The sequence below is a fragment of the Pseudomonas sp. BN505 genome, from assembly GCF_029873175.1.
GTDB lineage: Bacteria > Pseudomonadota > Gammaproteobacteria > Pseudomonadales > Pseudomonadaceae > Aquipseudomonas > Aquipseudomonas putida.
Genome location: NZ_SSOI01000066.1, coordinates 93,850 through 114,737, shown reverse-complemented (window position 1 = coordinate 114,737; position 20,888 = coordinate 93,850). Strand labels below are relative to the sequence as shown.

The following is a 20,888-nucleotide window of genomic DNA, read 5'->3' as shown; positions in this document are numbered from 1 at the left end:
TCGAACGATTTGGCCTAGACTGGGCTCCAACGACAAACAACTTTGTTTCAGGAGCTCACCATGGGCCTTTTGATCGACGGCCGCTGGCATGACCAGTGGTATGAAAACGGCAAGGACGGCACGTTCAAACGCGAAAACGCCCAGCGCCGCAATCAGCTCCCCGCCCCGGAGGCTGGCCGTTACCACCTGTACGTCTCGCTGGCGTGCCCATGGGCCCACCGCACCCTGATCTTGCGTGCCCTGAAAGGCCTTGAGCCATTGATCGATGTGTCGGTGGTCAGTTGGTTGATGCAAGACAATGGCTGGACCTTCGACCAGCAGCAAGGGTCCAGCGGTGACCACCTTGACGGCCTGCAGTACCTGCACCAGCGCTATACCCAGGATGACCCGCATTACACCGGCCGCGTCACCGTGCCCATGTTGTGGGACAAGCAAGAGAAACGCATCGTCAACAACGAGTCGTCGGAGATCATCCGTATCTTCAACAGCGCGTTCAACGAGCTGACCGGCAATACGCTGGACCTTTACCCCGAGCCACTGCGGCCGACCATCGAGGCATTGAACGAGCGCATTTACCCGGCGGTGAACAATGGCGTGTACCGCGCAGGCTTTGCCACCACGCAAGACGCCTACGAGGCAGCCTTCGACGACGTGTTCAACGAGCTGGATCATCTGGAAGACGTGCTGAGCCGTAACCGCTACCTGGCCGGTGAGTACCTGACCGAGGCCGATGTACGCCTGTTTACCACGCTGGTGCGCTTCGATGCGGTGTACCACGGGCACTTCAAGTGCAACCTGCGCCGCCTGAGTGACTATCACAACCTGTCGAACTGGCTGCGTGAGCTGTACCAGTGGCCAGGGGTGGCGGGGACGGTGGATATGGAGCATATCCAGAAGCACTATTACATGAGCCATAAGACCATCAACCCGACCGGGATCGTGCCTAAGGGGCCGTTGCAGGACTTTGGCTTGCCGCATGATCGAGAGAAGTTGGTGGGGAAAGGGATCTGGCAGGCTTGAGATAGCCGGGGCTGCTTTGCAGCCCATCGCAGCACAAGGCTGCTCCTACAGGAATCACGCAGGGCTTCACGCGACCCCTGTAGGAGCAGCCTTGTGCTGCGAATGGGCCGCAAAGCGGCCCCGACAATTTCAGCTGTTCTGCGAACCTTCGAACCAGGCCAGCTTGTCACGCAGTTGCACCACTTCCCCAACAATCACCAGGGTCGGCGCATGCACTTCATGCCGGGCCACCAGCTCTGGCAAGTCCGCCAAAGTACCGGTAAACACCCGCTGGTTACGCGTAGTCCCCTGCTGCACCAACGCCGCCGGGGTACTTGCCGCCCGCCCATGGCGAATCAGCTCGGCACAGATGGTCGGCAAACCGACCAACCCCATGTAGAACACCAAGGTCTGCGCCGGCGCCACCAGGTCATTCCACGGCAGGTTGCTGGTGCCATCCTTCAGGTGTCCGGTGACAAAGCGCACCGACTGGGCGTAGTCGCGGTGAGTCAGCGGTATGCCGCCATACGCGGAGCAGCCACTGGCCGCCGTAATGCCCGGCACTACCTGGAAAGGGATGCCATGCTCGGCCAGCTCTTCGATCTCTTCGCCACCCCGGCCGAAGATGAACGGGTCGCCACCCTTCAGTCGCAGCACACGCTTGCCCTGCTGGGCCAGATCGACCAGCAGGCGGTTGATCTGGTCCTGCGGCACGGAATGATCGGCGCGGCGCTTGCCCACGTAGATGCGCTCGGCATCACGGCGGCACATCTCGATGATTGCAGGTGCCACCAGGCGGTCGTACAGCACCACGTCGGCCTGCTGCATCAGGCGCAAGGCACGGAAGGTGAGCAAGTCCGGATCGCCCGGGCCCGCACCTACCAGGTACACCTCACCACCCTGCTGCACCGGCGCGCCATCGACCATCGCCTGCAGCAGGCGTTCGGCCTCAGCGCCCTGCCCGGCCAGCTGGCGCTCGGCAATCGGCCCCTGGAACACGGTTTCCCAGAAGCCGCGACGCTGGTTGACGTCCGGGTACAAGGTTTTGACCTTGTGCCGGAAACGCGCAGCCAGCCCGGCCAGCTCACCATAGGCCGACGGAATCCAGGCCTCCAGCTTGGCGCGGATCAAACGCGCCAACACCGGGGCGTCACCGCCACTGGATACCGCAATCACCAGCGGTGAACGGTCGACAATCGCCGGGAAGATCACCGTGCACAGGGCCGGGGCATCCACCACGTTGACTGGCAGGCTGAGTGCCTGGGCATCCGCCGACACCTGGGCATTCAGCCCAGGGTCGTCGGTAGCCGCGATCACCAGCCGGCAACCGACCAGGTCGGCTGCCTGATAGCCACGCACCAGCACCTCACCGCCACCTTCCCGGGCCAACGCAGCCAACTGGCCGTCGACATCCGGCGCCACCACGCGCAGCTCGCTACCGGCATCCGCCAGCAGGCGCGCCTTGCGCAAGGCGATCTCACCGCCACCGACGACCAGCACGCGGCCGCCCTGCAGCTTGTGGAACAGCGGCAGGTAATCCATTTAGCGGATGACCTCGACGCCGCCCATGTACGGCTTCAGCACGTCTGGCACACGGATCGAGCCGTCAGCCTGCTGGTAGTTTTCCAGCACGGCAACCAGGGTACGGCCTACGGCCAGGCCGGAGCCGTTGAGGGTGTGCACCAGCTCTGGCTTGCCGGTTTCCGGGTTGCGCCAGCGGGCCTGCATGCGGCGTGCCTGGAAGTCGCCACAGTTGGAGCACGAGCTGATTTCGCGGTACTTGTCCTGGCTCGGTACCCACACTTCCAGGTCGTAGGTTTTCACGGCGCCAAAGCCCATGTCGCCGGTGCACAGGGCCAGCACGCGGTACGGCAGCTCCAGCAGCTGCAGCACGCGCTCGGCGTTGGCGGTCAAGCCTTCCAGGGCTTCCATCGACTTAGCCGGCTCCACCACCTGCACCATCTCCACCTTGTCAAACTGGTGCTGGCGGATCATGCCGCGGGTGTCACGGCCAGAAGCACCGGCTTCACTGCGGAAGCAAGGGGTGTGGGCAACCAGTTTCAGCGGCAGCTGCTTGGCGTCGAGGATTTCACCCGCTACCAGGTTGGTCAGCGACACTTCGGCAGTCGGGATCAGGTAGAAGTCAGCTTCACCTTCGCGGGTGATCTTGAACAGGTCTTCCTCGAACTTCGGCAGCTGGCCAGTGCCCTGCAAGGCAGGCGCTTGCACCAGGTACGGGGTGTAGTGCTCCTCGTAGCCGTGCTCGCCGGTGTGCAGGTTGATCATGAACTGCGCCAGGGCGCGGTGCAGGCGTGCGATAGGGCCACGCAGCACGGCAAAGCGGGCGCCAGACAGCTTGGCTGCGGCCTCGAAGTCCAGGCCACCGCTGACTTCACCAAGGGCGACGTGGTCCTTGATTGCGAAGTCAAAGGCGGTCGGCGTACCCCAACGGCGCACTTCGACGTTGTCGTCTTCGCTGGCACCGACCGGTACGCTGGCGTCCGGCAGGTTAGGGATGGTCAGCAGGATACCGTCCAGTTCGGCCTGAATGCCGTCCAGTTCAGTCTTGCCGGCAGCCAGTTCGTTGGCCATGCGCTCGACGTCTGCCATCAGTGGCGCGATGTCTTCGCCCTTGGCCTTGGCCTGGCCGATAGACTTGGAACGAGCGTTACGCTCAGCCTGCAGCTGCTCGGTGCGGGTCTGCACCGCCTTGCGGCGCTCTTCCAGTGATTCGATGCGCGCGACATCCAGGCTAAAGCCACGGGAGGCCAGGCGTTGCGCCACTTCCTGAAGTTGGCCGCGTAACAGTTTGGAATCGAGCATATCGTTCTCTCGTTATAGGTAGGTGTTGGTTCAGAATCGGGTAAGGGACAGGCCGGCCCAGGTCGCGAGCAGCCCGCCCACCACGCTGATACTGGTATAGCCTAAGGCAAGGGGCACTTGCCCGCTTTCCATAAGGCGCACGGTATCGAGCGAGAAAGAGGAAAAGGTTGTAAGGCCTCCGAGGAAGCCGACAATCAAGCCAGCGCGCAGCTCGACCGGCGCCAGTGGCTTGTGCAAGAACAAGCCATAGAGCAGGCCGATCAGCAGGCAGCCAACCAGGTTGACCGCCAGCGTACCGGCATAGAAGTGCCGTGGCCAGTGGGCCGCTACCCAGTTGGCGGTAGCAAAGCGCAACAAGGTGCCGACGATACCGCCCGCGCTGACGGCGGCAATGAGTGCAATCACGGTTTTCTCCGCTGGCGGGGGCTGTTGCGATCGAGGTCGGCCAGGTGGCGCAGCTTCTCGCCAATCTTCAGTTCCAGGCCACGGGGCACCGGCTGGTAGTACTGGCGAGGCTCCAACTCATCGGGGAAGTAATCTTCACCGGCGGCGTAGGCATCGGGTTCATCGTGGGCATAACGGTACTCGTCGCCATAGCCCAGTTGTTTCATCAGCTTGGTCGGGGCGTTGCGCAGGTGCAACGGCACTTCCAGCGAGCCATGCTCGGCCGCTTCGCGCAGGGCGGTCTTGAAGCCCATGTACACCGCGTTGCTCTTCGGCGCACAGGCCAGGTAGGTGATGGCCTGCGCCACCGCCAGCTCGCCCTCGGGGCTGCCCAGGCGCTCCTGCACGTCCCAGGCCGCCAGGCACAGGCTAAGCGCGCGCGGGTCGGCGTTGCCGATGTCCTCGCTGGCCATGCGCACCACGCGGCGGGCGATGTACAGCGGGTCGCAGCCGCCGTCGAGCATGCGGGCAAACCAGTACAGGGCGCCATCGGGGTTGGAGCCGCGCACCGACTTGTGCAGCGCGGAAATCTGGTCGTAGAACGCCTCGCCGCCCTTGTCGAAGCGGCGACGGCTGTCACCCAGCAGGCTCTGCAGCATCTCGACGTCGATTTCGCTGCCGTCTTCCGCCAGGTCCGAGGCATTCTCAAGGAAGTTGAGCATGCGCCGGCCATCACCGTCGGCGGCGGCCATCAGCATCTTGAAGGCGTCGTCGCCCACCCGCAGGTTGCGCTTGCCCAGGCCACGCTCTTCGGTCAGCGCACGGTTGACCAGCTTGCGCAGGGCCGCCTCGTCCAGGCTCTTGAGCACATACACCCGCGCCCGCGACAGCAGCGCGTTGTTCAGCTCGAACGACGGGTTCTCGGTGGTGGCGCCGATGAACAGAAGGGTGCCGTCTTCCACATAGGGCAAAAAGGCATCCTGCTGCGACTTGTTGAAGCGGTGCACTTCGTCAACGAACAGAATGGTACGCCGGCCGTACTGGCCCGCCTGCTGTTTAGCCACTTCCACTGCCTGGCGAATCTCTTTGACTCCGGCCAGCACCGCAGACACGGTTTCGAAGTGCGCATCGCAGAACTGCGCCAGCAGCCGCGCCAGGGTGGTCTTGCCCACCCCAGGCGGCCCCCAGAAGATCATCGAGTGCAGCGCACCCTGCTCCAGCGCCTCACGCAGCGGTTTGCCGCGTGCCAGCAGGTGCTCCTGGCCGACGTATTCGTCCAGGTTGGACGGGCGCAGGCGGGCGGCCAGGGGCTGGGCGACAGGTTCGCTTCGAAACAGGTCCATGACGAGCTCCGGTTACTCCTTGATCACGTCAGCACCTTTGGGGATGTCGAACTTGAACTTGCTGTCCGGCACCGCCTGGTTGGCCTTGACGCCATTGAACAGGATGTTGGTACGCTGGCCGACGCTGTCGACCAGTTGCATGTCATTGATCAGGCCCTTGCGGAACGACACGCGCAGCGAGTCGAACAGGGTGTCCTTGGTCTTCGGCTTGAGGGTGAAGTCCATGACTTCGCCCTGCTCTTTCGAGGCGATGTCGAAACTCTGGCTGATTTTCGACACGTCGCCGGACAGTAGCAGTGCCGGGGTCTGGTTCAGGCGCACGTCGAGCTTCTTGACGGTAGCCTGTTCCAGGTCCGGGTCCCACAGGGTAACCATCTTGCCATCAGACACCACCACCTGCTCCTGTGGCGCATTGGTGTGCCAGTAGAACAGGCCCGGGCGCTTGACGATCATCTGGCCAGCAGTCTCCTGCAGGCTGGTGCCGTCGGCCCCCAAGGTCAGCTGGGAAAAGTTGGCCTCGATGGTCTGCGACTTTTCCAGCAGCTGGGTCAGGCGTTGTACATCTTGCTCACCGGCAAAAGCCGAAACGCTGCCCAGAGCAAGGGCAGAAACCAACAGCATGCGAATCGCGCGCATGGTAATCCTCATTGAGCATTGAAAAGGCCGGGCGCCATCGTTGGCGCCCGGCAAGGTGTTCGTCAGTCGCGCGGGCCGCCCGGGGCAATCACTTCCCGCGAGCCGTTGCTGTTCATCGGGGTGACCACGCCAGCCATTTCCATGGCTTCGATCATGCGGGCGGCGCGGTTGTAACCAATCTTCAGCTTGCGTTGCACGGCCGAGATCGACGCACGGCGGCTTTCCAGCACGAATTGCACGGCCTCATCATACAGGGCGTCGCTTTCCGAATCATCGCCATCGCCACCACCGCCGCCGCCTTCAAAGCCGCTGCCGGCCTCTTCCACGCCGTTGAGGATGTCGTCGTTGTAGTCCGGCGCGCCGCGCAGCTTCCACGCTTCCACTACGCGGTGCACTTCGTCGTCGGAGACGAACGCACCGTGCACGCGGATCGGCAGGCTGGTACCCGGCGGCATGTACAGCATGTCACCGTGGCCCAGCAGCTGCTCGGCGCCACCTTGGTCGATGATGGTGCGCGAGTCGATCTTGCTCGACACCTGGAACGCCATGCGGGTCGGGATGTTGGCCTTGATCAGGCCGGTGATCACGTCCACCGACGGGCGCTGGGTGGCAAGAATCAGGTGGATACCGGCCGCCCGCGCTTTCTGGGCGATACGGGCGATCAGCTCTTCGACCTTCTTGCCGACGATCATCATCATGTCGGCGAATTCGTCGACCACAACCACGATGGTCGGCAGGGTTTTCAGCGCAGGCGGCACGTCGTCCATGCTCTCGCGGCGGAACAGCGGGTCATGGATGACCTCGCCGGCTTCCTCGGCATCCTTGATCTTGCGGTTGAAGCCGCCCAGGTTACGCACGCCCATGGCCGCCATGAGCTTGTAGCGCCGTTCCATCTCGGCCACGCTCCAGCGCAGGGCGTTGGCGGCGTCCTTCATGTCGGTGACCACCGGGCACAGCAAATGCGGGATGCCTTCGTAGATCGACAGTTCGAGCATTTTCGGGTCGATCATGATCAACCGGGCGTCTTCCGGGCCGGATTTGAACAGGATCGACAGGATCATCGCGTTCACACCCACCGACTTACCGGAGCCGGTGGTACCAGCCACCAGCAGGTGCGGCATCTTGGCCAGGTCGGTGATGACCGGCTTGCCGCCGATGTCGTGGCCCAGGGCCAGGGTGACCGGCGATTTCTGCTCGTCGAACTGGGGCGTGGCCAGCACTTCGGAGAAGCGCACCATCTGCCGGTTTTCGTTGGGGATCTCGATCCCCACGGTGGTCTTGCCAGGAATGACCTCCACCACCCGCACGCTGGTCACAGCCAGCGAACGCGCCAGGTCCTTGGCCAGGTTGGCGATGCGGCTGACTTTCACCCCAGCGGCCGGCTGAATTTCATAGCGGGTAATCACCGGGCCGGGGTGGATCGAGTCCACCGCCACTTCCACGCCGAATTCCTTGAGCTTGATTTCCAGCAACTGGCCGACACTGGCCAGGGATTCTGGCGAGTACTCGATCTTTTTCTGCTCTGCCGGGTCGAGAATGGAGATGGACGGCAGGGTGCCTTCGATGGCGCTGTCGACAAACAGCGGCGCCTGCTTCTCTTTCATCACGCGCTTGCTCGGCTCAGGCGCCTTGGCCGCTGCCGGTGGCACGATGGTCGGGCCCGCAGGCTGCTCGCGGGGCACCACGGCTTCACGCGCCACTACCGACTCGCGCGGCACCACGGGCTCACGAGCAAGGGTCGGTTCGCGCTGCACAACAGGCTGGGCGGGCGCTTCTTCACGCTTGAAGATACGCTCGCGCAACGCCGGCTTGGCAGGCTCGCGCTTGTCGGCGGCCGTCGGCGGTGCCTTGAAGACTGGCTCGTCCTCACGCAGCTGCGCCTCCAGGCGTTTGCGCTCATTGCGCGCCTCCCACCAGCGGTTGGCGGCGCCCTGCACCAACTCGAACAGGTCGAGGGTGATCTTGCCGGTCAGGTCCATCACCTTGAACCACGACAAATCGGTGAACACGGTCAGGCCGAACAGGAACAGGGCAATGAACATCAGCGTACTGCCCTGCACGTTCAGCAGGTTGCGCGCCAGCTCGCCAAGGCTCTCGCCCAGCGCGCCACCCGCGGAAAACGGCATGCTCGCCGGCGGATGGAAGTGGATATGCGCCAGCGCTGCACCGGACAGCACCAGGAACACCAGGCCGATCAATCGCCAGGAGAACAGCCAGCCGCTCCAGTCCCACGGCTGATGGCGCTCACGGAAGATCTGCCAGGTCTTGACCGCCAGCAACAGCGGGAAGATGTAGGCGAAGTAACCCAGCACCATGAACAGGATGTCGGCGAAGTAGGCACCGGCCCGCCCGGCGGCGTTCTGCACCTGGTCGACGTTGCTGGTGTGGCTGAAGCCCGGGTCGGAGGTGTCGTAGGTCAGCAGCGCCATCCACAGGTACAGGCACAGGGCGCCGATCGCGATCAACGCACCTTCCTTGAGGCGGTAATGCAGCTGCTGCCGCCACAGGGGCACAGGCAGAGGAGCTGGGGTTGCGGTGGATTTCTTCAAAACGCGTCTATTCCTGCGCGTGGTGCGCGTCCAATAGTGATCGGCCGGCTGTGCGGCCAATGAACCACTACTTTTAACATTACTGCCCGCCAGCCGCCATGGCGGCACGCCGCATGGGGGTTTGCCGGGGGCGACTTTCACATGGCTGCAATTTGAGCATGCATTTTCTTTTGTGACAAAGGCTTATGCTGTGTTTTTGCACAGGTGTGACAGCAAATGTAGCGGATGGTGCCTGCGGTTTCATGAATGTGCAGGAAATTGCCTGATTTCCTGGCCTGTGCCGGCCTCTTCGCGGGCTCGCCCGCTCCCACAGGCCTGCGCAAGCCTGAAGACCGTGGGGTTTCTGTGGGAGCGGGCGTGCCCGCGAAGCAGCCAAAGAGATTGACCCTGCTTTTCACCCGCGCCATGCTGCCCTCTCCCCTCCCCCACCGCACGATAGACCATGCTCACCTGGCTGACCCGCGACTCGCTGACCTTCCCGCCCCTGGAAAAGGCCCTGCACGACCCCAACGGGCTGCTTGCCGCTGGCGGCGACCTGAGCCCCGAGCGCCTGGTGCAGGCCTACCGCCATGGCTGCTTCCCGTGGTACCAGGACGGCCAGCCGATCCTGTGGTGGTCACCCGACCCGCGCACGGTGCTGCTGCCCGGCCAACTTCACGTTTCACGGTCGCTGGCCAAGCTGATGCGCCAGGGCCGCTACGAGGTCAGCTTCGACACCGACTTTGCCGCCGTCATCGCTGCCTGCGCCGCACCACGCGACTACGCCGACGGCACCTGGATCACCGACACCATGCGCAACGCCTACTGCGAACTGCACCGCCGTGGCATCGCGCATTCGGTGGAGGTACGCCAGGACGGCGAGCTGGTCGGCGGCCTGTACGGCCTGGCCATGGGCCAGCTGTTTTTCGGCGAATCAATGTTCAGCCGCGCCGACAACGCCTCCAAGGTTGGCTTCGTGACCTTGGTCAACCACCTGCGCGAAGCCGGTTTCGTGCTGATCGACTGCCAGATGCCCACCAACCACCTGCACAGCCTGGGCGCCCACGCCATCAGCCGCGCCGAGTTCGCCGGCTACCTGGCACGCCACCTCGACCAACCCAACAGCGCAACGTGGGTTGCCTAGGCGAGTTGCCATAGCTGGCTTACACTTAAAACAAAGTCTCACCGAAGGGGTTGATCATGACAGAGTTGGCGCGGTTGAAGTTTTATGCCACTCAGCCCCACTCCTGCAGCTACCTGCCTGACGAGCAGGCGACCACGCTGTTCCTCGACCCCAGCCAGCCGATGGACGTGAACGTGTACGCCGACCTGTCGGAAATGGGCTTTCGGCGCAGTGGCGACCACCTGTACCGCCCCCACTGCCAGAACTGCAACGCCTGTGTGCCGGCGCGCATCCCGGCGGCGCGCTTCATTCCCAACCGCCAGCAACGACGCATTCTCAAGCGCAACGCCGACCTGACCGTGAGCGCTGCGCGCCCGACGTTCAAGGAAGAATACTTCGAGTTGTACCGGCGCTATATCGAAACGCGCCACGCCGACGGTGACATGTACCCGCCCAGCCGCGACCAGTTTTCTACCTTTCTGGTGCGCGACCTGCCGTTCTGCTGGTTCTACGAGTTCCGCCTGGAAGGCCGTTTGCTGGCGGTGGCAGTGTGCGACCTGCTGCCCAATGGCCTGTCGGCGGTGTACACCTTCTACGAGCCGGACGAGGAGCGACGCAGCCTTGGCCGCTTCGCCATCCTCTGGCAGATCACGGAGGCCGTGCGCCAGGACCTGGAAGCGGTTTACCTGGGCTACTGGATCAAGAACTGCAAGAAAATGAACTACAAGACGCAGTATCGGCCCATCGAGTTGCTGATAAACCAGCGCTGGGTCACCCTCAACTGAAAGCATTGGCTTGACACGCAGATTTCCGGCATAATCGGCGCCACTTTTTTGCCCGGTGCGGATATGCGTCGGGCTAACACTGGATCCGAGGGCTCAACTGCATGTCGAAAGAAGACAGCTTCGAAATGGAAGGTACTGTCGTCGACACCCTGCCCAACACCATGTTCCGCGTGGAGTTGGAAAACGGGCACGTCGTAACCGCGCACATCTCCGGAAAGATGCGCAAAAACTACATCCGTATTCTCACTGGCGACAAGGTCCGCGTCGAGCTGACGCCGTACGACCTGAGCAAGGGCCGCATCACTTACCGTGCGCGCTAAGCTCCAGCCATGAAAAAGCCCGGCCATGTGCCGGGCTTTTTTGTGCCTGTCAGATTGCAAGGGGCTGCTTTGCAGCCCATTCGCAGCACAAGGCTGCGCCTACAAAGGCCTTGTGCTGCGAATGGGCCGCAACGCGGCCCCAATATCACGCCACTTCAGCCGTGGTCTCGAAGTCGAACACCAGTTCGTCATCGCGCAGGTCGATGTGCACCACACCGCCATGCTCGGCCAGTTCACCAAACAGGATCTCCTCGGCCAGCGGCCGTTTGATCTTGTCCTGGATCAACCGCGCCATCGGCCGCGCACCCATCTGCACGTCGTAGCCCGACGCCGCCAGCCAGCCGCGCGCCTCATCGCTGACTTCCAGCAGCACACGCTTGTCCTCCAGCTGCGCCTGCAGTTCGATAAGGAACTTGTCGACGATGCTTTTGATCGTTTCGTGGCTCAGGCGGCCGAACTGGATGATGGTGTCCAGGCGGTTGCGGAACTCTGGCGTGAAGCTCTTGCGGATGACTTCCATGGCATCGGACGCATGGTCCTGATGGGTGAAGCCGATCGAGGCCCGTGCCGCGGTTTCCGCGCCAGCGTTGGTGGTCATGATCAGGATCACGTTACGGAAGTCGGCCTTGCGCCCGTTGTTGTCGGTCAGGGTCCCGTGGTCCATCACCTGCAGCAGCAAGTTGAAGACTTCCGGGTGGGCCTTCTCGATTTCATCGAGCAGCAATACGCAATGCGGTTGCTTGGTAATCGCCTCGGTCAGCAAACCACCCTGGTCAAAGCCAACGTAACCAGGAGGCGCACCGATCAGGCGCGACACGGTGTGGCGCTCCATGTACTCGGACATGTCGAAACGCACCAGCTCCACGCCCAGCGCCTTGGCCAGCTGCCGCGCCGCTTCCGTCTTGCCGACGCCGGTAGGGCCAGCGAACAGGAACGAACCGACAGGCTTGTCTGGCGACTTGAGGCCAGCGCGGGACAGCTTGATGGCGGTAGACAGCGAATCGATGGCCTGGTCCTGACCGAACACGGTCAGTTTCAGGTCACGCTCGAGGTTACGCAGCAACTCCTTGTCGGAACTGCTGACATGTTTCGGCGGAATTCGCGCGATCTTGGCGACAATGTCCTCGACCTGCGGCACGTCGATGCGCTTGACGCGGTTGGCCTCCGGTTGCAGGCGCTGGTAGGCACCGGCTTCGTCGATCACGTCGATAGCCTTGTCCGGCATGTGCCGGTCATTGATGTAACGCGAGGCCAGTTCGGCGGCGGCGCGCAGGGCTTCGTCGCTGTATTCGATATTGTGGTGGCTTTCGAAGCGCCCCTTCAGGCCGCGCAGAATGCCCACGGTGTCTTCGACCGACGGCTCGCTGACATCCACCTTCTGGAAACGCCGTGCCAGGGCACGATCCTTCTCAAAGATGCCGCGGAACTCCTGGAAGGTGGTCGAGCCAATGCAACGGATCTCACCCGACGACAGCAACGGCTTGAGCAGGTTGGAGGCATCCATCACCCCGCCTGACGCCGCACCGGCACCGATGATGGTGTGGATTTCGTCGATGAACAGGATCGCCTGCGGGCGTTTGCGCAGCTCACCGAGCAGCGCCTTGAAGCGCTTCTCGAAGTCGCCGCGGTACTTGGTACCGGCCAGCAGTGCGCCAAGGTCGAGGGAGTACACGACACTCTGCGCCAGCAGGTCGGGCACCTGGCCATCGACAATGCGCTTGGCCAGGCCTTCGGCGATGGCCGTCTTGCCCACGCCAGCCTCACCCACCAGCAGCGGGTTGTTCTTGCGTCGACGGGCAAGGATTTGCGCCACCCGCTCAACTTCCTGCTCGCGGCCCACCAACGGGTCGATACGGCCGGCACGGGCCAGCTCGTTCAAGTTGCTGGCATAGGCGTCCAGCGGGTTGCTCGAAGAGGAGGTTTCACCGCCCTCATCGTCCTGCATTTCCTGGTCGCTGTCAGACTGCGAGCCATGCCCCGGCACCTTGGAGATGCCATGGGCGATGTAGTTGACCACGTCGATGCGGGCCACGCTCTGCTGCTTGAGCAGGAACACGGCCTGGCTTTCCTGTTCGCTGAAGATCGCCACCAGCACGTTGGCGCCGGTCACTTCGCGCTTGCCAGAGCTTTGCACGTGGAACACGGCACGCTGCAGTACGCGCTGGAAGCCCAGGGTCGGCTGGGTTTCACGGTCTTCATCGTTGACAGGAATCAACGGCGTGGTGGAATCGATGAACTCTTGCAGGTCGTGCTTGAGCTTGTCGAGATTGGCGCCACAGGCGCGCAGAACGGTCGCGGCAGCCTCATTGTCAAGGAGTGCCAGCAGCAGATGTTCGACGGTCATGAACTCATGACGTTTCGAACGGGCCTCCTTGAAGGCCAGATTGAGGGTGACTTCGAGCTCGCGGTTTAACATAGCTTCACCTCATACCCAAGTGGTCGGCGATTAACCGTCCTTCTCGATTTCACAGAGTAGCGGATGCTGGCTTTCCCTGGCGTATTGGTTGACCTGCATAGCCTTTGTTTCGGCGATGTCACGGGTAAACAATCCGCACACTGCCCGCCCTTCTGTATGGACGGTCAGCATGATCTTGGTCGCCAGCTCGCGGTTCAGACTGAAGAACGTCTCGAGCACTTCGACGACGAAATCCATTGGCGTGTAGTCATCGTTGAACAAAACCACCTTGTACATCGGTGGCGCCTGCAGGATCGGCTTGGCTTCCTGGACTGCAAGACCCGAGCCGTCGTCCTCATTCGTTTGCGGGCGATCCTGATTGAATGTTAGTCGAATCTCACTAGGTGCATGCATGGAAAGAATTTCATCATGAGCGTCAGGTTAAGGTTGTGGGTTGACGGCATAGGCCACGGCCGGCGCAGGCGCCGGGCGACCTTGACTATCGGCAAAACGGTGTTACAACCAATAAGAACCCACCGTGGTCGATAAAGATCCGCGCAGTCAACCAGATTTTTCGCAAGGTTCGTATGCGGATGAAGTGGATGATACTCCAGTGATGGAGTCCTTTGCAGAGGGACATAGGGATGGCAAGCGGTAAAGTCAAGTGGTTCAACAATGCCAAGGGCTATGGATTCATCAATGAGGAAGGTAAATCCGATGACCTGTTCGCCCATTATTCGGCCATCCGGATGGACGGATACAAAACCCTCAAGGCAGGCCAGTCCGTAGTATTCGACATCGTACAGGGCCCCAAAGGTTTGCACGCCGTCGAAATCAAGGACGCTGCGGTGGCCGCGGCAGAGCCCGACAGAACCCTGGGCGAGCCGCAGAGCGAAACTGCCAAAGCCTGACTGCCTGCGCTGCGCCGGTATACGAAACAACCGGCCGCTTCTTTACAGGAGCGGCCGGTTTTATATTGCCTTACATATGCTTGATCATTTCGTCGCCAAAGCCTGAACTGCTCACGAGCGTGGCGCCGTCCATCAGGCGCTCGAAGTCGTAGGTCACGGTCTTGGCCGCAATGGCGCCGTTGGTGCCCTTGATGATCAGGTCGGCCGCCTCGGTCCAGCCCATGTGCCGGAGCATCATCTCTGCCGAGAGGATCACCGAGCCGGGGTTTACCTTGTCCTGCCCGGCATACTTGGGCGCGGTGCCATGGGTAGCCTCGAACATGGCCACGGTGTCGGACAGGTTGGCGCCCGGCGCAATGCCGATACCCCCCACTTCCGCCGCCAGCGCATCGGACAGGTAGTCACCGTTGAGGTTGAGGGTGGCGATCACGTCGTACTCGGCCGGGCGCAGCAAGATCTGTTGCAGCATGGCGTCGGCGATGGCGTCCTTGACGATGACTTCACGGCCGCTTTTCTGGTTCTTGAACTTCATCCACGGGCCGCCATCGAGCAGTTCGGCACCAAACTCGTCACGGGCCACTTCGTAACCCCAGTCCTTGAAGGCACCCTCGGTGAACTTCATGATGTTGCCCTTGTGCACCAGGGTCAGCGACTCGCGGTCGTTGTCCACCACGTACTGCAGGGCCTTGCGCACCAGGCGCTTGGTGCCCTCGCGCGATACCGGCTTGACGCCGATGCCGCAGTCCTGGTCGAAGCGGATCTTGGTGACGCCCATTTCCTCCTTGAGGAACTTGATCACCTTGTTCGCCTCAGGCGAGCCGGCCTTCCACTCGATACCGGCATAAATGTCCTCGGAGTTCTCGCGAAAGATCACCATGTCGACATCACCGGGCTTTTTCACCGGGCTCGGCACACCCTGGAACCACAGCACCGGGCGCAGGCACACATACAGGTCCAGTTGCTGGCGCAGGGCAACGTTGAGCGAACGGATGCCACCCCCCACCGGGGTGGTCAACGGGCCCTTGATCGACACCACGTAGTCCCGCACGGCATCGAGGGTTTCCTGCGGCAACCAGGTGTCCTGGTCGTAAACCTGGGTGGCTTTTTCGCCAGCATATACCTCCATCCAGGCGATCTTGCGCTTGCCGCCGTAAGCCTTCTGCACGGCCGCATCCACCACTTTGATCATTACCGGCGAGACATCGACGCCAATCCCGTCGCCTTCGATATAAGGAATGATGGGGTTGTCAGGAACGTTGAGCGAATGGTCTGCATTGACGGTGATCTTGTTGCCGTCGGTCGGAACCTTGATTTTCTGGTATCCCATGCTTGCACTACTCCGCTGTCGGGTGTGATTGGACATCGTGCGATCCACTGAGCCTAAACCACATCTGCCGACCTGCAAGGCATGCGACAACCCGCCACATTGCAGCTACGTCTTTGGTCTTATAAATGGGCCGATATCACTTGGCCTTGCTGATTAGCCCGAATGGTTTGGTATACTCCGCCGCGACCGTAGGGTCATCGGGGCGAATCCCAGGAAAATGCGGACCGCCCTTGGCCATGAATGGCCGAAAAGCCTGGGTTGTTACCGCAGCTCAGCATTGACGCTCGACTGATGCATCCACCATCACCGCTCGCAGCCTCTCGACTTTCCGCTCATGGCGCTGCCAGGGCGATGCGCCTACCCTGCGCACCACGAGACTCGAGCACGCTCAGCACACAGAGAGTTAACCCGCATGCCCACCCGTTCCAAGATCATCTATACCTTCACCGACGAAGCCCCCGCCCTCGCCACCTACTCGCTGCTGCCGATCGTCGAAGCCTTCACCGCTTCGGCTGACATCGCCGTCGAAACTCGCGACATCTCCCTGGCCGGCCGTATCCTTGCCGCCTTCCCGGAGCAACTGGGCGCAGAGAAGCAAGTAGGCGATCACCTGGCGGAACTGGGCCAGCTGGCTACCACCCCTGAAGCCAACATCATCAAGCTGCCGAACATCAGCGCCTCGGTACCGCAGCTCAAGGCCGCGATCAAGGAACTGCAAGGCAAGGGCTTCAACATCCCTGATTACGCCGACGAGCCGGCCACCGCGGACGAGAAAGAGTCCCGTGCCCGCTACGACCGCATCAAGGGCTCCGCCGTGAACCCGGTGCTGCGCGAAGGCAACTCCGACCGCCGCGCGCCGCTGTCGGTCAAGAACTACGCCCGCAAGCACCCGCACAAGATGGGCGCCTGGGCCGCCGACTCCAAGTCGCACGTTGCCCACATGACCCAGGGCGACTTCTACGGCAGCGAGAAGGCCGCACTGATCGAAGCTGACGACAGCCTGCGCATCGAGCTGGTCGGCAAAGACGGCACCACCACCGTCCTGAAAGAAAAGACCGCCGTCAAGGCCGCCGAAATCATCGACTGCGCAACCATGAGCCGCAAGGCCTTGAAAGCCTTCATCGCCGAGCAGATCGCCGATGCCAAGGCCGCCGGCGTGCTGCTGTCGGTGCACCTGAAAGCCACCATGATGAAGGTTTCCGACCCGATCATGTTCGGCGTCATCGTCGAAGAGTTCTACAACGACGTGCTGGCCAAGCACGCCGCAGCCCTGGCCGAAGTAGGCTTCAACGCCAACAACGGTATCGGCGACCTGTACGCCCGCATCAAGGACCTGCCAGCCGAGAAGCAGGCCGAGATCGAAGCCGACATCCAGGCCCTGTACGCCCAGCGCCCGGCCCTGGCCATGGTCAACTCCGACAAAGGCATCACCAACCTGCACGTGCCGAGCGACGTCATCGTCGACGCCTCGATGCCGGCCATGATCCGTGACTCGGGCAAGATGTGGAACACCGCCGGTGAACTGCAAGACGCCAAGGCCGTGATCCCGGACCGTTGCTACGCCGGTATCTACCAGGCCACCATCGAAGACTGCAAGCAGCACGGCGCCTTCGACCCGACCACCATGGGCAGCGTGCCGAACGTTGGCCTGATGGCGCAGAAAGCCGAAGAGTACGGCTCTCACGACAAAACCTTCCAGATCAAGGCCGACGGTGTCGTGCGCGTGGTCGATGGCAAGGGCAACGTTGTGCTGGAGCAGAACGTCGAAGCCGGTGACATCTTCCGCATGTGCCAGACCAAAGACGCGCCGATCCAGGACTGGGTCAAGCTGGCCGTCAACCGTGCCCGCCTGAGCAACACCCCTGCGGTGTTCTGGCTGGACCCGGCCCGCGCCCACGACGGCGTGATGATCGAGAAGGTGCAGCAGTACCTGAAGGATCACGACACCACTGGCCTGGACATCCGTGTTCTGCCCCCGGTCGATGCCATCAAGTTCTCCCTGGCCCGCATCCGCGAAGGCAAGGACACCATCTCGGTGACCGGCAACGTGCTGCGCGACTACCTGACCGACCTGTTCCCGATCATGGAGCTGGGCACCAGCGCCAAGATGCTGTCGATCGTGCCACTGATGAACGGCGGTGGCCTGTTCGAGACCGGCGCCGGCGGTTCGGCGCCCAAGCACGTGCAGCAGCTGGTGGAAGAGAACTTCCTGCGTTGGGACTCGCTGGGTGAATTCCTGGCCCTGGCCGCCTCCCTGGAGCACCTGGGCAACACCTACGACAACCCGCGCGCCAAAGTGCTGGCCAACACCCTGGACCAGGCCACTGGCAAGTTCCTCGACACCAACAAGTCGCCTTCGCGCAAAGTTGGCGGTATCGACAACCGCGGTAGCCACTTCTACCTGACCCTGTACTGGGCCCAGGCCCTGGCCGCCCAGGCTGACGACGCTGCCCTGCAGGCACGCTTCGCCCCGCTGGCAAAAACCCTGGCCGAGAACGAGGAGACCATCGTCGCCGAGCTCAACGCCGTTCAGGGCAAGCCAGCCGACATCGGTGGCTACTACGCCCCGGATGCCGAGCTGACCGCCAAGGTGATGCGCCCAAGCCAGACCCTGAACAGCGCCATTGCTGCCCTGTAAGGTTCGCTTGAAGTAACAGCACAAACCCCGGCCACGCACCGGGGTTTGTGCTTTCTGAAAGAGCTTGCACGGCCCCCTGCAGGAGCGGCCTTGTGCCGCGAAAGGGCCGCAAAGCGGCCCCGGCGTTTTTTGCTGCGAAGCTGATTACCTCGGGCCGCTTCGCAGCCCTTTCGCGGCACAAGGCCGCTCCTACAGGGCCCGTGCCAACCATAGGAAATGCTCATGACCTGGCAACCCCACATCACCGTCGCCACCATCGTCGAGCACGAAGGCAAGTTCCTCTTCGTCGAAGAATTCAAAGCCAACCAGCACGTCTTCAACCAACCCGCCGGCCACCTCGAACCCTTTGAGACCCTGCCCCAGGCAGCCCTGCGCGAAACCCTGGAAGAAACCGCCTGGGAAGTCGAGCTCACCGGCGTGGTCGGCATCTACCTGTACACCGCCCCCAGCAACGGCGTGACCTACCAGCGCATCTGCTTCGCCGCCCGCCCGGTGCGCCACCACGCCGACCTGGCACTGGACAGCGACATCGTCCGCGCCGTGTGGCTGACCCGTGACGAGCTGCTGGCCGACCCGGCCCGCTGGCGCAGCGAGCTGGTGCCACGTTGCCTCGACGACTACCTCAACGGCCCCTTGCACAGCCTTACCCTGCTCCGCGACTGACGCGTCGCCACGGGTTTGATAGAATCGACGTTTTTCCCTTGATACACACCGGTACCCATGACCAGCCCAGCACTCAAAGACCCCGCCAAGACCCGCGTCATCGTCGGCATGTCCGGCGGCGTGGACTCTTCCGTCTCCGCCCTTCTGCTCATCGAGCAGGGCTACCAGGTGGAAGGGCTGTTCATGAAGAACTGGGAAGAAGACGACGGCACCGAATACTGCACCGCCCGTGAAGACCTGGCCGACGCCCAGGCCGTGTGCGACCGCATCGGCATCAAGCTGCACACCGCCAACTTCGCCGCCGAGTACTGGGACAACGTGTTCGAGCACTTCCTTGAAGAATACAAGGCCGGCCGCACGCCCAACCCGGACATCCTCTGCAACCGCGAAATCAAGTTCAAGGCGTTCCTCGACTACGCCCTGTCACTGGGTGCCGACCTGATTGCCACCGGCCACTACGTGCGCCGCCGCGACACCGACGGGCTTACCGAACTGCTCAAGGGCCTGGACCCGAACAAGGACCAGAGCTACTTCCTGCACGCCGTCGGCGGCAAGGAAATCGCCCGTACCCTGTTCCCGGTCGGCGAGCTGGAAAAACCGCAAGTGCGCGCCATCGCCGAAAAGCACGGCTTGGCCACCGCCAAGAAAAAAGACTCCACCGGCATCTGCTTCATTGGCGAGCGCCGCTTCAGCGACTTCCTCAAACAGTACCTGCCAGCCCAGCCGGGCAACATCGAAACCACCGACGGTGAAGTGATCGGCCGCCACCATGGCCTCATGTACCACACCATCGGCCAGCGCCAGGGCCTGGGCATCGGCGGCCTGAAGGATGCCGGTGACGAGCCGTGGTACGTGCTGCACAAGGACCTCACCCGCAATGTGCTGGTGGTCGGCCAGGGTAACGAACACCCTTGGCTGTTCTCCCGCGCCCTGCTCGCCTCGGAAATCTTCTGGGTCAACCCCATCGACCTCAGCAGCCCGCGTCAGCTCACCGCCAAGGTACGCTACCGCCAGAGCGACCAGCAGTGCACCCTGGAACTTACGGCCAGCGGCTACCGCGCGGTGTTCGACGAGCCGCAGCGCGCCGTTACCCCAGGCCAGTCGGTGGTGTTCTACGACGGTGAAGTGTGCCTGGGCGGCGGCGTGATCGAAGCCGCCGAGCCGTGGAGCCCGCGCGCATGAGCAACCTGCAGGAGCAGCTGATTGCGTTGGGCGGTGTGTTTCAGGCCGCTGTGTTGGTGGACCGTATCGCCCGCACCGGCCAGGCCAGTGAGGCCAACATCGGTTGCATGCTTGGCAGCCTGCTGGTACGTGACCCCAAGGACACCCTCGAGGTGTTCGGCGGTGACGACCTGAACCTGCGCGACGGCTACCGCGCGCTGATCGGCGCACTGGAGCGCGACCCCAACAGCCTGCAGCGCGAGCCACTGCGCTACGCCCTGTCAATGCTGGGGCTGGAGCGCCAGCTGAACAAGCGTGGCGACCTGCTCGATACCATCGGCAACCGCCTGCCGCAAATCCAGTCCCAGGCTGACCATTTTGGCCTTGTTCATGAAAACGTCATTGCCTCCAGTGGTGCCTTGTACCAGGACACCCTGAGCACCTTGCGTCAGCGCATTCAGGTGCATGGCGACATGCGCTTCCTGCAGCAGGCCAGCAACGCCTCGAAAATCCGCGCCCTGCTGCTGGCCGGCATCCGCGCCGCACGCTTGTGGCGCCAACTGGGCGGTCACCGCTGGCAACTGGTGTTCAGCCGGCGCAAGCTGCTGAACGAACTGTACGACATGATGCGCAGCCCCAACTGACGGGCTGAGCTGCCCTTTGTGGGAGCGGGCGCGTCGAGGCGTCGAACCGCCGCGAAGCAGGCGACTCGGTGTATGTCACCGGCTACGCCGGTGTTCGCGGCATGCCCGCTCCCACAGGGTCTGCCACCAGATCCAAATTGGGCCGACCTTTGGTCAGCCACCCGACCTGGGCGCAATTTTCATGTATGATATGCGCCCTTCCAAAAGC

The 20,888-nt window shown here is 62.6% G+C and carries 18 protein-coding genes; 9 read left to right on the top strand and 9 right to left on the bottom strand.

The window, feature by feature from the left end; all coding sequences use genetic code 11:
* The first annotated feature begins 60 nt into the window (after positions 1–60).
* The gene (locus E8E78_RS21705) at positions 61–1,020 is read left to right on the top strand and encodes a glutathione S-transferase family protein (protein ID WP_059395775.1); all 960 of its coding nucleotides are present in this window, start codon (positions 61–63) and stop codon (positions 1,018–1,020) included.
* A 129-nt stretch (positions 1,021–1,149) separates the two neighbouring features.
* On the opposite strand, the gene cysG is transcribed toward E8E78_RS21705, so the two are convergent.
* From cysG to E8E78_RS21675, 6 genes are all read right to left on the bottom strand, one after another.
* Complete coding sequence (gene cysG / locus E8E78_RS21700) at positions 1,150–2,541, bottom strand: siroheme synthase CysG (protein ID WP_049275343.1); 1,392 nt, start codon at positions 2,539–2,541, stop codon at positions 1,150–1,152.
* Complete coding sequence (serS, locus tag E8E78_RS21695) at positions 2,542–3,822, bottom strand: serine--tRNA ligase (RefSeq protein ID WP_049275342.1); 1,281 nt, start codon at positions 3,820–3,822, stop codon at positions 2,542–2,544. It lies immediately after the preceding gene.
* 30 nt (positions 3,823–3,852) lie between these two features.
* Positions 3,853–4,227 (bottom strand): fluoride efflux transporter CrcB, encoded by a 375-nt coding sequence (crcB, locus tag E8E78_RS21690; RefSeq protein WP_016498860.1) that lies wholly within the window; start codon positions 4,225–4,227, stop codon positions 3,853–3,855.
* Positions 4,224–5,549: a replication-associated recombination protein A gene (locus tag E8E78_RS21685; protein WP_028613325.1), complete on the bottom strand. Its 1,326-nt coding sequence runs from the start codon at positions 5,547–5,549 to the stop codon at positions 4,224–4,226. Before E8E78_RS21685 ends, crcB begins: the two co-directional genes overlap by 4 nt.
* Positions 5,550–5,561: 12 nt before the next feature.
* On the bottom strand, positions 5,562–6,185 hold the full coding sequence (gene lolA / locus E8E78_RS21680; protein WP_041167665.1) for an outer membrane lipoprotein chaperone LolA: 624 nt from the start codon (positions 6,183–6,185) through the stop codon (positions 5,562–5,564).
* A gap of 62 nt (positions 6,186–6,247) precedes the next feature.
* Positions 6,248–8,734: a DNA translocase FtsK gene (locus E8E78_RS21675; protein WP_280314328.1), complete on the bottom strand. Its 2,487-nt coding sequence runs from the start codon at positions 8,732–8,734 to the stop codon at positions 6,248–6,250.
* Between the two features lie 442 nt (positions 8,735–9,176).
* Here E8E78_RS21675 and aat point away from each other — a divergent pair, with 442 nt between their 5' ends.
* The 3 genes from aat to infA all read left to right on the top strand — a co-directional run bounded on the left by aat (position 9,177) and on the right by infA (position 10,941).
* A complete protein-coding gene (gene aat, locus E8E78_RS21670) occupies positions 9,177–9,857 on the top strand; it encodes a leucyl/phenylalanyl-tRNA--protein transferase (RefSeq protein WP_280314330.1) in 681 nt (226 codons plus the stop codon).
* A gap of 56 nt (positions 9,858–9,913) precedes the next feature.
* A complete protein-coding gene (locus tag E8E78_RS21665) occupies positions 9,914–10,621 on the top strand; it encodes an arginyltransferase (protein WP_028613329.1) in 708 nt (235 codons plus the stop codon).
* 101 nt (positions 10,622–10,722) lie between these two features.
* Positions 10,723–10,941: a translation initiation factor IF-1 gene (infA, locus tag E8E78_RS21660; RefSeq protein WP_002553999.1), complete on the top strand. Its 219-nt coding sequence runs from the start codon at positions 10,723–10,725 to the stop codon at positions 10,939–10,941.
* 145 nt (positions 10,942–11,086) lie between these two features.
* Here the strand turns inward: infA and clpA are convergent, their stop codons facing one another.
* The gene (clpA, locus tag E8E78_RS21655) at positions 11,087–13,357 is read right to left on the bottom strand and encodes an ATP-dependent Clp protease ATP-binding subunit ClpA (RefSeq protein ID WP_049275337.1); all 2,271 of its coding nucleotides are present in this window, start codon (positions 13,355–13,357) and stop codon (positions 11,087–11,089) included.
* A 30-nt stretch (positions 13,358–13,387) separates the two neighbouring features.
* On the bottom strand, positions 13,388–13,750 hold the full coding sequence (gene clpS / locus E8E78_RS21650; RefSeq protein WP_016488124.1) for an ATP-dependent Clp protease adapter ClpS: 363 nt from the start codon (positions 13,748–13,750) through the stop codon (positions 13,388–13,390).
* A gap of 230 nt (positions 13,751–13,980) precedes the next feature.
* Between clpS and cspD the strand changes: the two genes are divergently transcribed.
* The gene (gene cspD, locus E8E78_RS21645; protein WP_016498853.1) at positions 13,981–14,247 is read left to right on the top strand and encodes a cold shock domain-containing protein CspD; all 267 of its coding nucleotides are present in this window, start codon (positions 13,981–13,983) and stop codon (positions 14,245–14,247) included.
* Positions 14,248–14,317: 70 nt separating this feature from the next.
* On the opposite strand, the gene icd is transcribed toward cspD, so the two are convergent.
* Positions 14,318–15,574, bottom strand: coding sequence for an NADP-dependent isocitrate dehydrogenase (icd, locus tag E8E78_RS21640; RefSeq protein WP_280314336.1), 1,257 nt, complete (start codon positions 15,572–15,574; stop codon positions 14,318–14,320).
* Between the two features lie 412 nt (positions 15,575–15,986).
* On the opposite strand from icd, the gene E8E78_RS21635 reads away from it, so the two are divergent.
* The 4 genes from E8E78_RS21635 to hflD all read left to right on the top strand — a co-directional run bounded on the left by E8E78_RS21635 (position 15,987) and on the right by hflD (position 20,680).
* Entirely contained in the window at positions 15,987–18,212 is a 2,226-nt protein-coding gene (locus E8E78_RS21635; protein ID WP_016498851.1) for an NADP-dependent isocitrate dehydrogenase, read from the top strand.
* A 222-nt stretch (positions 18,213–18,434) separates the two neighbouring features.
* Positions 18,435–18,875, top strand: coding sequence for an NUDIX hydrolase (locus E8E78_RS21630; protein WP_016498850.1), 441 nt, complete (start codon positions 18,435–18,437; stop codon positions 18,873–18,875).
* A 57-nt stretch (positions 18,876–18,932) separates the two neighbouring features.
* Entirely contained in the window at positions 18,933–20,057 is a 1,125-nt protein-coding gene (mnmA, locus tag E8E78_RS21625; protein WP_049275335.1) for a tRNA 2-thiouridine(34) synthase MnmA, read from the top strand.
* Positions 20,054–20,680 carry a high frequency lysogenization protein HflD gene (gene hflD, locus E8E78_RS21620; RefSeq protein WP_016498848.1) on the top strand — a complete coding sequence of 209 codons (627 nt, stop codon included), beginning with the start codon at positions 20,054–20,056 and terminating at the stop codon, positions 20,678–20,680. The genes mnmA and hflD overlap by 4 nt, the downstream gene beginning before the upstream one ends.
* Positions 20,681–20,888: the final 208 nt, after the last annotated feature.